The following is a 15,296-nucleotide window of genomic DNA, read 5'->3' on the forward strand; positions in this document are numbered from 1 at the left end:
GGGACCCAATATCAGGAAGGGCAAAGGCGTAATTATACGCGCGTCGGGCGACGTTTCACGAAGATGTGGACCCGGCAACTCGCCGGGGCCCTTCACCGTCGACGTTCGGCGCCATCCAGGGCAGCGCAACGCGACCCAGCGCGACCTAATACGACCTAATTCGCCCGAACGCGCCCCCCGAGGTACCCCCATGCGCCGCGGATTACCGCATGCCGTTAAGGAACTGTGGTTCCAGCCGCGCTTTTTCGGCCTCGTGAATCAGCAAGGCGACCACCGGCGCCCGAGAGATCGGGTTCGTCAAATAGCCGTCCTGGCGCAGGCACGACCGGTACCAGCCGGCCACCGACGACGCATCGTAATACTTGTTGTCGCACATCAACCCGTAATCGTCGAACGACACCAGGCGCACGGCGTCCGGACTCTCCGGGTCGATATCGTCGTGCGAGATCCGGTCGATGTGCCCGTCGACATAGCCTGGACTCAGGAACCGCACCCCGCTCAGAACATTGATTTCGTCTCGCAGCCAGAGCAGCGCCATGCCGGCCGGCAAGCCGCCCGAGGCCAGCAACGGGGCAACGCTGTCGAAGTTCGCTTCCAGAATGTCGGCCGCATGGCGACGGCCGGCATCGGTCTGCCAATCGATGGCCGCACCGCGAGCGCCGGTCAGTTCCGGCAGCCGCTGCCGGAGCAGATGCACTTTGCGCTCCCAGCGCGGCTCCCCTCGCCCCGGGCTGCGAAGCATGTCGAGCAACCGGGCAAATTCGGCAATGAGATCGAAGCTGCGAGTGGCGACGTTGATATGGTGGTCGCTCGCCTCCGAACGCTGCGCGGCGACCTTTGTTGCCAGGTCGTTACGCAGGCGCGCATCGCCGCGCTGGAGTTGCAGCGCCGCGCTGGCCGCCACGGCACTCGGACGCGCGATGCCACGCTCCGAGCACACCAGCGCGATCTTGCCCGGGTTCTCTCGCATGAACTTCGCCACGCCCCGACCGGCGCGCCATAGCACCTCGCGGGGAATCTGGGCGTCGAATCGCTCCATGCCCGCAAACTCCATGAACTGCACATGCGACAGACCGCCGTCGAGGCCCACGGGCGACGCCAACGCCTGCGGCGCGGCAGACCCGCGACCGCCTCGCGCGCCTTGCATCACGCTATGGATGTATCCGTCGATCGGGCGCTCGCGATAGTCCGGCTCGCCGGCCGTTTCGACGGGGGCGTCGCGAACGTGCATGGTCCCGGGCTCGACGCAAAAGATCGCGCCGATCTGGGGGTGCGTCTTGAGCATGCGGGTGAGTACCGGCGCCTCTGCCGGTGTGGCCGTGGGGCCCACGATGAATCGGTGCCCGCCCAGCTCGATCAGTCCGAAGCGCGTGCATTGGCCGTCCACGCGGATGAGCGTCGATGTATTCACGCCATACGCCTCGACCCACGGATTTGCCGAGACGCCCCCTGCCCATTCGGGCGCCGGATCCTCCATCCCCCAAAGCGCAATCGGCTCGGGCGCGCCCTGCGTCGGGGCCATCTGCCCGCGCCAGTCGGCGGCCATCGAGTGCATCGACGCCGAGCGCACCGACGGCCCCGGAACCGGCGCAGCGACATCGGCCTCATCAGGGCTCGGTTGCGAGACGCGCACGTGAGTGGCTCGGTTAGCGGCTGAGGTCATCGTCGTCGCCATTGACGAACGCTGCGTCGGCGTACGGGACGTCTCTTCGGAACTGGACAGTCCGAGGCACCAGGCGACGGTCTTGGGAAGGCGATTCAATGGCATCGATATCTCCGGGTGGCCCATCATTGGCATGGGCGGATTGGCGGGGGGCACCGGAGACTGCCACGCGATGTCGCACCGGACTTCAGGTTTCGGCGGATCCCTGTCGTTTTGCACCGCCGCAATGCGGGCGCTTTCCCCGCCTGCCTCCGCGCCGGATGTTGCCTAGAATGGAAGCGTTCACCCGAACCAAGGCGCTGCCATGACGATCACATCGACACCCGGACCTGTCTGGCCGGCCCGTGCAGGGCAATGCGTCGCAACCCTCGCCGCCGTGCTGGCGCTCGCGAGCCTGCCCGTGCCGGCACAAACGGCAGCGCCGCCGCACGCGGCCGCGCCACCGGTCGCCGGCGCCCACACGCATGCACCGGCCCATCGGGCCAGTGGGGCGCGCGCGGCGTCGGGAACCTCGGGCGCAACGGCCACCGCCGACACCGTCGAGCGGCCCGCACTACCCCGTCTCGTCGCAATCGCCACGCCGGAAAACGACGACGGCATTCCGCGTTTCGCCCTGTTTGCCGCGCGCGATATCGAACAGTTGGGTTTGCAGTTTCCGGCGCAAGACAGCGTCGCCCCCGCAGATATCGAGGTCGTCGTCACGATGAGCCTGCGCGACGGCGCCACCGCACGGATGCGTGATTTCTCGCGTCAGCATATGAACGAACCGATGACGCTGATCGTCGACGGCGTGGAAATGCTTACCGCCACGATCCGCTCAGAGTTGGGCGGCAAGTTTCAGTTGCAGATGCCAAAAGAAAAAGCCCGGCTTCTGTTCCAGCGTGTGCTGGCCAAAGCCGGGCCTGCGACCTGAGCGTCGTGTGCCTCCGAGCGGATTGCCGCGTCGGCGCCACGCCGCCCCGGTCGGGCAGCAAGCCATGCGGGACAAGCCCGGCATGGCGATGATGCGTGCGATTACTTCACGATCTGCGAGAGGTCGCCGCTCTTGTACTTTTCGGCCATCTTCTCAAGCGCAACCGGCTTGATCTTGCCAGCCTGACCTTCGCAACCGAACGACAGATAGCGCGCCTTGCAAACCAGCTTGGCGGCTTCGCGGGCCGGCTTGAGGTAGTCGCGCGGGTCGAACTTGCTCGGGTTTTCGAACAGATAGCGACGGATCGCGCCGGTCATGGCCAGACGGATGTCGGTATCGATGTTGATCTTGCGCACGCCGTGCTTGATGCCTTCGACGATCTCTTCGACCGGCACGCCGTAGGTTTCCTTCATGTCGCCGCCGAATTCACGGATCTCGGCGAGCAGTTCCTGCGGCACCGACGACGAACCGTGCATCACGAGGTGGGTGTTCGGAATGCGGCGGTGGATTTCCTTGATGCGGTCGATGGCGAGAATGTCGCCCGTCGGCTTGCGACTGAACTTGTAGGCGCCGTGCGAGGTGCCGATGGCGATGGCCAGCGCGTCGCATTGCGTCTGGTTCACGAAGTCGGCGGCCTGATCGGGGTCGGTCAGCAGTTGCTCGCGGGTCATCGTGCCGTCGGCGCCGTGGCCGTCTTCCTTGTCGCCCTTCATCGTTTCGAGCGAACCCAGAACACCCAGCTCAGCTTCCACCGTCACGCCGATGTAGTGCGAGAACTCGACCACCTTCTTCGACACTTCGACGTTGTACTCGTAGCTGGCGACCGACTTGCCGTCGGCTTCGAGCGAGCCGTCCATCATCACGCTCGAGAAGCCGCTCTTGATGGCGGCCATGCACACGGCCGGCGACTGGCCGTGATCCTGGTGCATCACCACCGGGATGTGCGGATACGCTTCCACGGCCGCCGAGATCAAGTGACGCAGGAACGCTTCGCCAGCGTACTTGCGAGCACCTGCCGAGGCCTGCATGATGACCGGCGCGCCGACTTCGTCGGCGGCGGCCATGATGGCGGAAACCTGCTCCAGATTGTTGACGTTGAAGGCCGGCAGACCGTAGCCGTTTTCGGCGGCATGGTCGAGCAGCTGTCGCATAGAGACTAGGGGCATGATGTTCTCCTTGGAATCACAAAACTAAGCAAATCTTTCCTCGATCCAGAGGTGCCCCCTGATGACGACGGCTCGCGGGCGGCGCAGCGCGTTGGCGCCTTGCCGCACTCGCGCGGCCTCCTTCGTCATGCCAGGCCCACCTGAACGATTTTCAGCGTATTGGTACCGCCGGGTTGTCCCATCGGCTCGCCCACGGTCAGCACGATCGTGTCGCCGCGCTTGACCACCCCGCGCGAGAGCAGCAGTTGCTCGGCTTGCTTGAGCGCGTGATCGCGGTCGAGCGTGGCGTCGGCACGCATCGCGTAGACGTTGCGGTACAGGGCCAGCTTGCGATGGCTGCCGAGCTGCGAGGTCAGCGCAAAAATCGGCACATGGATCTTGTGGCGGGACAGCCACAACGCGGTCGCGCCCGATTCGGTCAGCGCCACGATGGCTTTCGCGCCAAGATGATACGCGGTAAACAAGGCGCCGGCCGCAATCGTTTGATCGATGCGCGTAAAAGTCTGGTCGAGCCAGTCGCGATCGAGTTCCACCATCTCCGAGCGCTCGGCTTCGACGCAGATCGCCGCCATCGCCTCGATGGTCTCCACCGGATACTTGCCCGCCGCGCTCTCGGCCGAGAGCATCACGGCGTCGGTGCCATCGAGCACGGCGTTGGCGACGTCCGAGACTTCGGCACGGGTCGGCACCGGATTGTGGATCATCGACTCCATCATCTGCGTGGCCGTGATGGTGGTCTTGTTCATCTCGCGCGCCAGCTTGATCATGCGCTTCTGCAGCCCCGGCACCGCGGCATTGCCCACTTCGATCGCCAGATCGCCGCGTGCGACCATGATGCAGTCCGATGCCGCCAGAATCTCTTCGAGCGCCGGAATGGCTTCCGCCCGCTCGATCTTGGCGATCATCAGCGGCTTGATGCCATACGGCTCACCGGCCACATTGGCCAGACGGCGCGCCATTTCCATGTCGGTGGCGTTCTTCGGGAAGGAGACCGCGACGTAATCGGCGCCCAGCGCCATCGCGGTCTTGATGTCTTCCATGTCCTTGGCCGTGAGCGCCGGCGCCGTCAGCCCGCCGCCCTGGCGGTTGATGCCCTTGTTGTTCGACAGGTCGCCGCCGACCTTCACGGTCGTGTGGATCTCGTTGCCGAGCACGCGATCGACGATCAGCACGATCAGGCCGTCGTTGAGCAGCAGCACGTCGCCCGTACGCACGTCGCGCGGCAGTTCCTTGTAGTCCAGCCCGACGCGCTCTTCGTTCCCGACTTCGCAATCGGCATCCAGGATGAACTTCGCGCCCGCCTCGAGCGTGGCCTTGCCGTTCTCGAACTTGCCGACGCGAATCTTCGGACCCTGGAGGTCGGCCATGATGGCCACTTCGCGGCCGGCCGCCTTGGCGGCCGCGCGCACCATCTCGGCGCGCTCGATGTGGTCCTGCGCCTTGCCGTGCGAGAAATTCAGGCGAACGACATCGACGCCGGCGGCGATCATGCGCGAGAGCACTTCCGGGGTGCTCGATGCCGGACCGATGGTGGCGACGATCTTGGTGGAGCGGTTCATTACATCCATCTCTTCATCCTCTTTGGGTAACAGCGCATTCGACATGTCTGGCGCTTAGCGATTTGTAGCGCATTTAGGCCGCCACAGGTTAACCAAAAAGTTCGTATTGTCCGTACGAAATCGTTTGATTCGATCTTAGATGTTCGCAATAAACCGGTCGAAACGGCTCCGTTCGCGCCCGTCGTCGACCGGCAAACCGGCCTGCGAGCCCCGCTCCACCTGGCGCTGCGGGATCAGTTGACCTCGCTGGCGCGTTGTTGCAGCACGTCGACGGCCGGCAGTGTCTTGCCTTCGAGGAATTCGAGGAACGCGCCGCCACCGGTCGAGATATAGCTGACCTGGTCGGCAATACCGTACTTGGCGATGGCGGCGAGCGTATCGCCCCCCCGGCGATCGAGAAGCCCTTGGCGGCGGCAATCGCGCGCGCCAGCGTCTCGGTACCGTGCCCGAACTGATCGAATTCGAACACGCCCACCGGGCCGTTCCACACGATCGTGCCCGCGCCCGCCAGTTGCTCGGCCAGCTTGGCAGCCGTTTGCGGACCGATGTCGAGAATCATGTCGTCGGCGGCCACGTCGCTGGCGGCCTTCACCGTTGCCTCAGCCGTCGCGCTGAATTCCTTGGCGCATACGACGTCCGTCGGAATCGGCACCGAGGCCCCACGCGCGGCCATCGCGTCGATGATCGAACGGGCCTGCCCGACCAGATCGGCTTCGGCGAGCGACTTGCCGATCGGCAGGCCGGCGGCCAGCATGAACGTGTTGGCAATGCCGCCGCCCACGATCAGGTGGTCGACCTTGTCGGCCAGCGACTGCAGAATGGTGAGCTTGGTCGAGACCTTGGAGCCGGCTACGATGGCCACGAGCGGGCGAGCCGGGGCGTTCAGCGCCTTGCCGAGCGCTTCGAGTTCGGCGGCGAGCAGCGGGCCGGCACAGGCGACCGGCGCATACTTGGCGATGCCGTGCGTCGTGGCTTCGGCGCGGTGGGCGGTGCCGAACGCGTCGTTCACGTACACGTCGCACAGCGCGGCCATCTTCCGCGCCAGCTCGTCGTTGTCCTTCTTCTCGCCCTTGTTGACGCGGCAGTTCTCCAGCAGCACGACCGTGCCCGGCGCCACCTCAAAACCGCCGTCGACCCAGTTGGCGATCAGCTTCACCTCGCGGCCCAGCAGTTCGGACAGGCGTTGCGCAACCGGTGCAAGCGAGTCGGCGGACTTGAATTCGCCTTCCGTCGGACGGCCCAGATGCGACGTGACCATGACGGCCGCACCGGCGTCGAGCGCCATCTGGATGGCCGGCACCGAGGCGCGGATACGCGTGTCTTCCGTGATGCGGCCCGCATCGTCTTGCGGCACGTTCATATCGGCGCGGATGAAGACACGTTTGCCTGCCAGGCGACCCTGGGCGATCAAATCGGAAAGACGTACGACGGAAGCCATGAGAATCCGGAATAAATGGTGGGAAAAACATGCATTTTAACTGATCCGCCCGTCCAGATGCCCATTTTGGCCGACGAGGGTTCCGCCTACAGGAACAGACGGCAGAGCGTGTAGACGGCCATGCCGACGACGATCATCTCGATCATGTTGCGTCGCCAGACGAACCAGCCGGTGGCGGCTACGGCCGCGGCCAGCTTGGGATTGTGCAGATGCAGCGAGAACTGGTGATCGAGCAGCAGCACCTCGGGCACCACGATGACGGCGAGCGCCGCCGCCGGCGCATAGCGCAGCGCGCGTTGCAGGCGCTGCGGCAGCGTCACGCGGTCTCCCGCGAGCAGAAAGAACGTGCGCGTGACGATGGTGATGGCCGTCATCGCCACGAAGGAGAGCCAGATTTCGACCGTACTCATGAGCGACGCTCTCCCGAACGACCGGGCTGGGCGCCGTCGCGCGCGGCCGCGGGGGATTCGCCAGCGCGACCCGCTTCGCCTGACGCGCCGAAAGTTCGTCGCAAACCATGCCGGCGGCGAGCGCGCCGACCACCCCGAGCACGAGATTGAGCCGATACGGCAAATCGAAGGCGAGCAGGCCGAGGACCGATGCCAGGGTGACCGCCAGCATCGTCGAGCGACTGGAGATCGTGTGAACCATCATCGGAATGAGGGCGAGCGTGCCCGCGAAGGCGAGGCCCCAGCTATCCGGCACGAGCGCGCCGAGCAGAATGCCGAGAATCGACGACACGTGCCAGACCGCCCAATTGCTGAGCGTGATGCCGTAGTAGGTCCCCTCCTTGCCCGGGACATAGCCGCTCGCGAACTTCTGGTTCATGAACATCACGAATCCGAGGTCGCCATTGACGTACCCGAGCACGATGCGACGCGGCAGCGACAAATAAGAGAAATGCGGCTGGAGCGCGGCGCTGAAGATCACAAAGCGCAGATTGACGATGCCGACCGTGAGCAGAATCGTCCACAACGGCATGCCGGCGGCGAACAGCGGCAACGAGGCCAACTGGGCCGATCCGGCGTAGAGCATCAGGCTCATGCCGATGGCCTGGGGCACCGTGAGTATCGATTTGCCCATGGCGACCCCGGTCACGAGTCCCCACGAGAAGATGGCAGGCAACAGCGGCGAAATAATGCGGAAACCGGCCCTGAACCCGTCACGTTCAGCGGCTGGCAGACGAAGCATTGGCATGGTCGGCTTGGGGGGCGAGCACCGAGCCGTTCGGCGCAGTGTCTGGCATTGCGGGGCAAAGCGGTCCCGACGGCGCCCGGCACGCCCATGATGACCGCTGGCGGTCACAGCGCCCGCCAGGGTTGCCGGAGTGTCTCCTGAATATCGTCATCGTTGGCGGCGAGCGTCAGGCCATTATAGCCAGGGTAAATATTTACTTACTACGTCGAAAGCGCATATCCAGGCGTTTTTGCGAGGGCAACGGACGAGGTGTCGCGTACGCGCCACGCGGGGCTTCGACGGTGACAAGAACTGGCATGCGTCGCGGCTGCGAGCGCTGCGAGCCATCCGCAAAGGGCCGTGGCTGCTTTACAATAGCGACTTTTGGTAAGCGTGCGGGCGACGGCTTTGTCCTTTGCACCGGCCATGCAATCCCCAATAGTCCGAATACCCATCACGGTCCGAACCCCATGAGCGAAATCAAACAAATGCCGGTCGTCGAAGTCGGCGCTGAAGATCTGCCGGTCCATTGCCCGAATCCGAAGATGGAAGCCTGGAGCGCCCATCCGCGCGTGTTCATCGATGTGACGCATGGCGAAGCGGCCTGTCCGTACTGCGGCACGCGTTATCGCGTGAAGGCCGGGGTCGTGCTCAAGGGTCACCACTGAGCCGGCTGCCGTTGCTCCAACCGGGCGCAGCCGCCTGCGGTTGCGCTGTACCGCCGGTTGACTGTCCGCATCTTCGCAACGCTTAACGTTTAGAGTCTCCGCCACGATGCATAAAGCCTTGGTGATCGCCCCCAACTGGATTGGGGACGCGCTGATGGCGCAGCCGTTGTTCACCCTGCTCAAGCGCCTGCATCCGCGTCTGACCATCGACGCGATCGCGCCCAGCTGGGTCGCCCCGGTGCTGGAACGCATGCCGGAGATTTCGCGCGTCGTCGCCACCGACCTCGCGCACGGCAAGTTGCAGCCGCTGGAGCGCTACCGGCTCGCGAGCGTACTCGCCGACGAGGGGTACGACGCCGCCTATGTGCTGCCGAACTCGCTGAAGTCGTCGCTGATTCCGTGGCTGGCGCGCATTCCGTTGCGCATTGGTTACAAGGGCGAGCAGCGCTACGGTCTGCTCAACGTGCGCCACGCCAATCCGCGCAAAGACGAGCGGCCGCCCATGGTGCGGCACTACGCTGCGCTCGCGTTCGCACCCGGGGCCAAGTTGCCCGATGCCCTGCCCACGCCGCGCATCGACGCCGACCTGAACGAGTCGGCGCGTGTCTTCGCGCGCTTCGGCCTCGATCTGCGCGTACCGCTCGTCGTGTTCTGCCCGGGTGCTGAATTCGGACCGGCCAAGCGCTGGCCGCCGGGCCATTTCGCGCAGTTGGCTCAGTTGGTTCGCCGCTCGTTCCCATATGCGCAGATCATTGCGCTCGGCTCGGGCAAGGACGGTGCGCTCGCGCAGCAAATCGCCGCCGATGCGCCGTTCGTGCGCAACCTGTGTGGACAGACGTCGCTGGCCGAAGCGTGCGCGCTGCTGGCCCGCGCCAATGCGGTGGTGAGCAACGACTCGGGCCTGATGCATGTGACGGCCGCATTGCGCCGCCCGCAGATTGCCCTGTTCGGTTCGTCCGATCCGCGCCACACACCGCCGCTGTCCGACCAGGCGCATATCCTGTGGCTACAATTGGAGTGCAGCCCGTGTTTTGCCCGCGAATGCCCGTTGGGCCATACACGCTGCCTCAATGAGCTGATGCCCGAGCACGTGTTCGCGAATGTGCGCAACATCCTGCTCACGCAGCGCTGATGTAGTCCATGGCAGCGGCGCGTTCAGCTCGATTCAGGTAACACTCAACGGTAAATCCACATGCCACGTTTTGTCCGTCTGTTCGATGCCGCCAGTGAAACCATCACGGCCTTTTACGATGCACTGCGCCGTGGGCAGACGGATCGCGCCATGTCAATGTGGGCTAACGAGGATTTCGTCAGCTACATTCGCGCCGACGGCACCCGCTGGGACGGTCTGGAGCAGATCCGCAACGGTCTGGTCGCCCAGTTCGCGCAAAGCGTAGTGCTCATCGACTCGCTGGATACGACCGAGTACGACACCGTTGGCACGGTCGTGCACACGGCGACCGAAGCGATGCGCGTCGGCAAGGAAGACGCCGGCCAGACGACCGCCCAGCTCATCCACACGACTTACGTGCTGGTGCACGAGCAGGGCGACTGGCGCTTCGCCCATATCCACTCCAGCCCGTTGCCGCCGCATGCTGTCGAGCAGTTCAGCCTGATGATGCACGCGCGTCCGGACGGGCTGCACTGAGCGCGACGGTACGACGATGACGGCGCGCCCCGCGACGTTCCTTCCCCTGGATTACCGGCCACCGCGGTGGCTGCCCGACGGGCATAGTCAGACGATCTACCCGGCGCTGCTGGGTCGACGCCCATGCGTCGAATTCCGTCGCGAAACGTGGGACACGCCCGACGGCGACTTCGTCGATGTCGACTGGCTGGTTGCCCCGCCTGCGGCGCAGAAAGCCCCACCCGCGCCCGAAGGGCTGGTGGAGACACCGCTCATCGTGCTCTTCCATGGACTGGAGGGCGGGTCCGGCAGCCACTACGCGCGCACCCTGATGCGCGAAGTCGAAGCGCAGGGGTGGCGCGGCGTGATTCCCCACTTCCGCAGTTGCAGCGGCCGCATGAACCGCGCGCCGCGCTTTTATCACTCCGGTGACAGTACCGAGGTCGACTGGATGCTGCGACGGTTGCGTGCGAACGCGTCGGGCCCGATCTTTGCGGCGGGCGTGTCGCTGGGCGGCAATGTGCTGCTGCGCTGGCTTGGCGAGCGCGAGGGGCACGCGGCGCAGGTGGTGAGCGCCGCGTGTGCGATTTCTGCGCCGCTCGATCTGCGGGCGGGCGGACTGGCGCTCTCGCACGGGTTTAACATGGTGTACACGCGCAATTTCCTGGGCACACTCAAGAAGAAGGCGCTCGCGAAGCTCGACCAATACCCCGGGCTGTACGACCGCGATCGGATGATGGCCGCGCGCGATCTCGGCGAATTCGATCATGTGGTGACGGCCCCCTTGCATGGTTATCACAGCGCCTTCGACTATTACACGCGTGCGTCGAGCAAGCCGATTCTGCCGGCCATCGAAGTGCCGACGCTGGTCATCAATGCCCGCAACGACCCGTTCCAGCCGGCCAATGTGTTGCCGGGCGAAGACGACGTCGGTCGCCACGTGCGGCTCCTGCAGCCGGTGCACGGCGGACACGTCGGCTTCATGAGTGGGCCGTTTCCGGGCGGCATGACGTGGATGCCGCATACGGTCATCGACTACTTCCGTCAATTTTTGCCGACTCCGGCCTAAGGGTGCCCCATGGATGAGATCGTTCGACAGGCGATGGCCAAGTGGCCCAACGTGCCGCATTGCTACGGCTGGCTCGCCCTCGACCGGCGCGGACAGTGGCGCATGCGAGACGAAGCGGCGCAGGCGGCGGGCACGGCTGGCGATCCGATTCGCCATGCGGCGCTGCTGGCGTTCATCGCACGCAACTACGCCAGCGACGACGCCGGGCGATGGTATTTCCAGAACGGCCCGCAACGCGTGTACGTTGCGCTGGCGTATGCCCCGTTCGTGGTGCGGCTGACATGGAATGCGATGGCGAACGACGGTCGCGGCGCGCCGGTATTGACGGACCAGCTGGGCCACGCGTTCGTGCCGCAGGCATGTCTGCTCGACGAGGACGGCAACGTCGCGTTCGTGGGGCGGTGTCTGGAGCCGAAGGGGATGGGAGATCGACGCCAAACGCGCCGCTCGCGTTGCTGCACGATCACGACATCGATCTGCTCACGCAGGTGTCCGATCTGGCTCAGGCCTTCGAGATTGCACAGACATCGGACGATACGGCCGACGCCAAGGGCGCCGTGCGTCTGCATTGGCGCAACGGCGACTCGCTCCCGTTCGCGACGGTTCATGCGGGTACCCTGCCGCACACTTATGGGTTCGAGCGCACCCCGCAGGCCGACGACCAATCGGCGTGAGTCATTGCGCCCTTACGCCGCGACATCTTGGCGCACTGTCGCGGGCTCGCCAAATGCATCGGGATATCGATTCGTATAGAAGCGCTCAACGCCATCGCCAGCATCATTCTCGCTGAGCAATTTCCACGGTTCACGCGCGAGACACGACGCCAATCCGGCGATGCAGACCAGCCCGCCGTACAACCACCATCTCCCACTCATGCTGCCCAAGGCGTTCGAGGCGCCGTAAAGTGCGAATGACAGCATGCTCGCCATCTGCCCCGTCAGCAGCGTTGCGCTCGCGACTCTAACGCGCACGGAAGATGGCATCGCAATCACCCGCCGATCGATGCCGTTCATGGACAGACACGCCCCGAATGCACCGGCCGACATCAAGCACCCACCCAGTGCGACAACGGAATAGACAGCCGTTGCCACGGCAAGACTAGCGCCCAGCGCCGCCCATATCGCAATGTAACCAAGCCTGTGTTGCAGTGCGCCGGAGAGGATGGGGTGAAAAACAACAACCCCCGCAATCGATCCGACGACGAATGCGGCAATCAACCAACCGACCTGCGCGTCCGGTAGTGTCGCGTTTTGAACCAGTTGAGGAATCAGCATCGGAACGATCCCTGCCGTCGCGATAACCAGCAACATGTCGCAGAGCGTGAAGAAGCGTTCCGCCGGCAACCGGATTTTCAGTGTAAATCCAGCAAACGCACCACGAAACCATGTTCTCGCGGGGGCCGGTGCTGACGTCCCGATCCGGGACAACGAAGGCAGTACTGGAAGTCGTGACAGCAGGGGCAGTAAAGCGCCCCCGAACAATGCAACACACCACAAAGCGTATTGGTGAGTGGTGAGTAGTAAGGCGGCTCCGGCGAACAATGGCCCGATAATACGACCGAGATTGACCGTAACCCGCTTCAGGCGAAACGCGGATAACACGCGCGCTTTCTCGACAAGCTCCGCGGGGTAGATGCTAAGTAGCGGTTGTAAGACCGCGAAGGCGGCGACCGCCGCCATGTCATTCACTATCCAAAAAGTGACACTGTGCGTTGCGCTCGCAATCGCCAGCCGCGACATGCCGCATAGCACGATGATCAAACATGCCCAGCGCAGGACCTTGCTGCGAGACAACCGCTCAGTCCATGATGCCGCCATGGGCAGCGCGATGAAGGCGCTCGTGGCGAGCGCTATCTCGTACGCCACGACGCCCGCGGTACCGAAGCGGCCGAGCAATACGATGGGGACCATTGCGTTCCACATGCCTAAGTAGGCCGCAAGGAGAAAATCCAACGACAGGTAAACGCGGAATGGGGACACGGTGCGAGGTGAGAGAGCAACCACGACCGAACGTCGGCCGTGGCAGCCCTTAGGCGAGTATTAGTGGGCGGCTAAGAAAAGTTCGCAGCGGAATCGCGCTGCGAAGCGAGCGCGGCACCGACTCGCCATACTGGCCAATCGAAGTGTTGTATGCAATGGGGGCATCAGAATCCCGAATGGGAAAAGTCAGATGTTCCAAGTTCACTTCGCCAATTCCACATGCCAGGCGCTTTCCGAGAACTTAAACGCGACGGCGCGATTCGCGCGCGAAAAAGTGTACGCAGCTTTGCAGCACGTGCCGCTTATCCGGCCAGTTTGCCGAAGTCCTTCTCGTCTTCCTTGTCGTCCTTGTAGCGGCGCTGGAACTCGTGAAGACGCGCGTCGATGACCGACATCTCGTAAAAGCTGGCATCGCCGGCCTCGCGCGCGAGCTTCAACTGGCTGACGGCCGCCATCCACTGCCCTTGCAGCGCATATTGTTCCGCCAACGCTTCGTGCTGACGCGCCCGCTTGCCGGACGCGGCCAATGCCCCTGCCAGCGCCCGCCACCAGATGGGCTCGCTCCGGTAGCGCTCGACCTGCGCTTGCAGGAACTTCGTCGCGTCGGGAATCCGTTGACTGGCGACCAAGGCGTCGGCATAAGCCATATCGGCGGCCTGCGAGAGTGGGAACGCGGCACGCGCCTGCGCGGCGACGCGCAAGGCTTCGTCCGGCTGACCCGACAAGCGCGCGATATCCGACGCCAGCACCGCCAGACTCGGCGTGCCCGGCCCCGTGCCGCCGAAGGCCGCGCGCGACTTCTCCAGCGCCTCGCGCGCCGGCACCCAGCGACGCTGCTTGAACTCGGCCAACGCCACCGCATACCATGCCGCCGCCACATTCGATGTGGTCTGCGTGCGGATCGCTGTGCGTTGCGCGTCGGCGATCGCCGCGTAATCGCTTGCGGACTTCTGCTGCAAGACGAGCGAGCGCGCCCGCACAAACGCATATTCGGGCGACTGCACAGGCTGACGATAAGCGGCAGTGCGCGAGCGATTGAGCATGTCGGCGATGCGATCCGTCGTCAGCGGGTGAGTCCGGACATACTCCGGTACGCCGGCTTCGTTGATCGAATCCGCCCGTTGCAGACGCTCGAAGAAGGTCGGCATCGCGTACGTGTCGAAGCCCGCCGCCTGGAGCAACTGGAAGCCGACCCGATCGGCCTCGCGTTCCGCATCGCGCGAAAAACGCAGTTGCCGGTCGACGGCAAGGCCTTGCCCGCCCATTGCGATCCCCATGCCGAGATCCGGGCTACGCGCCCCAATGCCGGCGAGCAGACCGAGCAGCATGCCGCCGAGGGCAATCCACGAGTTCTGGGCCTGTTGCCCGAGCATGCGCGCGATGTGATGTTGCAGAACGTGCCCCGTCTCATGGCCGATCACCGAGGCGAGTTCCGACTCGGTGCGAGTGGCGACGATCAGTCCCGTGTTGATGCCGATGAAGCCCCCGGCAGCGAGAAGGCGTTGATGCTCGAATCGCGCACCACGAAGAATTCGAAACTCTGGCTGGCGTCGAGCCCCACTTTGCGAGTGGCCGCCACGAGCTTGCCACCCAAGGCATTGACGTAGTCGGAGAGCAGCAAATCCGACAGGTAATCGGGATCGGCGCGAATCTCCCGCATCACCCGCTCGCCCAGCTTGTGCTCCATCGCGGGAGACAAGTCGGCGGCGGAACTCTGGCCGAGCGACGGGAGCGACTGCGCGGCCGCCTGCGTGGGCACGACGACGGCCGCGAACGTCATCGCCGTCATGACCGGCAGCATGGCGAACGCGAGCACACGCCGCCAGCGCGCGACGTTGCGCTCGCGCGGAATCGGCTGAGCAGAGGGTTTCGACATGGCGGTCATGCGTACCGTGCGCCCGACGGGCAGCGCGGAGAAGGCGACGGGAGCGGGCGACGCATGGGAATCCTGTCGGACATGCCGATGGCAGCGCGCAACGAACGTAACGAACGCGTCATGGAAATGGGCGCCGCGTGGCGCTGATCATACGGGGCTGCT

The 15,296-nt window shown here is 64.7% G+C and carries 13 protein-coding genes and 3 pseudogenes; 7 read left to right on the forward strand and 9 right to left on the reverse strand.

Annotated elements, in window-relative coordinates:
- Window positions 1-202: 202 nt before the first annotated feature.
- Window positions 203-1,768 carry a hypothetical protein gene (locus tag DRB87_RS16505; protein WP_130026680.1) on the reverse strand — a complete coding sequence of 522 codons (1,566 nt, stop codon included), beginning with the start codon at window positions 1,766-1,768 and terminating at the stop codon, window positions 203-205.
- Window positions 1,769-1,967: 199 nt separating this feature from the next.
- Between DRB87_RS16505 and DRB87_RS16510 the strand changes: the two genes are divergently transcribed.
- Window positions 1,968-2,576, forward strand: a complete 609-nt coding sequence (locus DRB87_RS16510) for a hypothetical protein (protein WP_130026681.1) — start codon at window positions 1,968-1,970, stop codon at window positions 2,574-2,576.
- Between the two features lie 101 nt (window positions 2,577-2,677).
- On the opposite strand, the gene fba is transcribed toward DRB87_RS16510, so the two are convergent.
- The 5 genes and pseudogenes from fba to DRB87_RS24315 form a co-directional block, all read right to left on the reverse strand.
- Entirely contained in the window at window positions 2,678-3,742 is a 1,065-nt protein-coding gene (fba, locus tag DRB87_RS16515) for a class II fructose-bisphosphate aldolase (protein ID WP_026131529.1), read from the reverse strand.
- A gap of 125 nt (window positions 3,743-3,867) precedes the next feature.
- Complete coding sequence (gene pyk, locus DRB87_RS16520) at window positions 3,868-5,301, reverse strand: pyruvate kinase (RefSeq protein ID WP_130026682.1); 1,434 nt, start codon at window positions 5,299-5,301, stop codon at window positions 3,868-3,870.
- A gap of 233 nt (window positions 5,302-5,534) precedes the next feature.
- Window positions 5,535-6,739, reverse strand: a pseudogene (locus DRB87_RS16525) (phosphoglycerate kinase).
- 86 nt (window positions 6,740-6,825) lie between these two features.
- On the reverse strand, window positions 6,826-7,149 hold the full coding sequence (locus DRB87_RS16530; protein ID WP_017231600.1) for an AzlD domain-containing protein: 324 nt from the start codon (window positions 7,147-7,149) through the stop codon (window positions 6,826-6,828).
- A 352-nt stretch (window positions 7,150-7,501) separates the two neighbouring features.
- Window positions 7,502-7,936 (reverse strand): annotated as a pseudogene (locus DRB87_RS24315) (AzlC family ABC transporter permease); the annotation flags it as partial.
- 449 nt (window positions 7,937-8,385) lie between these two features.
- Between DRB87_RS24315 and DRB87_RS16540 the strand changes: the two are divergent.
- The 6 genes and pseudogenes from DRB87_RS16540 to DRB87_RS24325 all read left to right on the forward strand — a co-directional run bounded on the left by DRB87_RS16540 (window position 8,386) and on the right by DRB87_RS24325 (window position 11,953).
- Window positions 8,386-8,583 carry a zinc-finger domain-containing protein gene (locus DRB87_RS16540; protein ID WP_130026683.1) on the forward strand — a complete coding sequence of 66 codons (198 nt, stop codon included), beginning with the start codon at window positions 8,386-8,388 and terminating at the stop codon, window positions 8,581-8,583.
- Window positions 8,584-8,689: 106 nt separating this feature from the next.
- Complete coding sequence (waaF, locus tag DRB87_RS16545) at window positions 8,690-9,715, forward strand: lipopolysaccharide heptosyltransferase II (protein WP_130026684.1); 1,026 nt, start codon at window positions 8,690-8,692, stop codon at window positions 9,713-9,715.
- A gap of 60 nt (window positions 9,716-9,775) precedes the next feature.
- Window positions 9,776-10,231, forward strand: coding sequence for a nuclear transport factor 2 family protein (locus DRB87_RS16550; RefSeq protein ID WP_130026685.1), 456 nt, complete (start codon window positions 9,776-9,778; stop codon window positions 10,229-10,231).
- 16 nt (window positions 10,232-10,247) lie between these two features.
- Window positions 10,248-11,279 (forward strand): YheT family hydrolase, encoded by a 1,032-nt coding sequence (locus DRB87_RS16555; RefSeq protein WP_130026686.1) that lies wholly within the window; start codon window positions 10,248-10,250, stop codon window positions 11,277-11,279.
- Between the two features lie 33 nt (window positions 11,280-11,312).
- Window positions 11,313-11,612, forward strand: a pseudogene (locus tag DRB87_RS24320) (DUF2946 family protein); the annotation flags it as partial.
- A gap of 119 nt (window positions 11,613-11,731) precedes the next feature.
- Window positions 11,732-11,953 carry a hypothetical protein gene (locus tag DRB87_RS24325; protein WP_370364057.1) on the forward strand — a complete coding sequence of 74 codons (222 nt, stop codon included), beginning with the start codon at window positions 11,732-11,734 and terminating at the stop codon, window positions 11,951-11,953.
- Between the two features lie 12 nt (window positions 11,954-11,965).
- Here the strand turns inward: DRB87_RS24325 and DRB87_RS16565 are convergent, their stop codons facing one another.
- From DRB87_RS16565 to DRB87_RS23735, 3 genes are all read right to left on the reverse strand, one after another.
- Window positions 11,966-13,189: a hypothetical protein gene (locus DRB87_RS16565; RefSeq protein WP_130026687.1), complete on the reverse strand. Its 1,224-nt coding sequence runs from the start codon at window positions 13,187-13,189 to the stop codon at window positions 11,966-11,968.
- 371 nt (window positions 13,190-13,560) lie between these two features.
- Complete coding sequence (locus DRB87_RS16570; RefSeq protein ID WP_370364009.1) at window positions 13,561-14,790, reverse strand: M48 family metalloprotease; 1,230 nt, start codon at window positions 14,788-14,790, stop codon at window positions 13,561-13,563.
- Window positions 14,715-15,134, reverse strand: coding sequence for a hypothetical protein (locus DRB87_RS23735; protein WP_130026689.1), 420 nt, complete (start codon window positions 15,132-15,134; stop codon window positions 14,715-14,717). Before DRB87_RS23735 ends, DRB87_RS16570 begins: the two co-directional genes overlap by 76 nt.
- Between the last annotated feature and the right edge of the window lie 162 nt (window positions 15,135-15,296).

Origin of the sequence: Pandoraea sp. XY-2, assembly GCF_004193915.1 — a bacterium.
Taxonomy (GTDB): domain Bacteria; phylum Pseudomonadota; class Gammaproteobacteria; order Burkholderiales; family Burkholderiaceae; genus Pandoraea; species Pandoraea cepalis.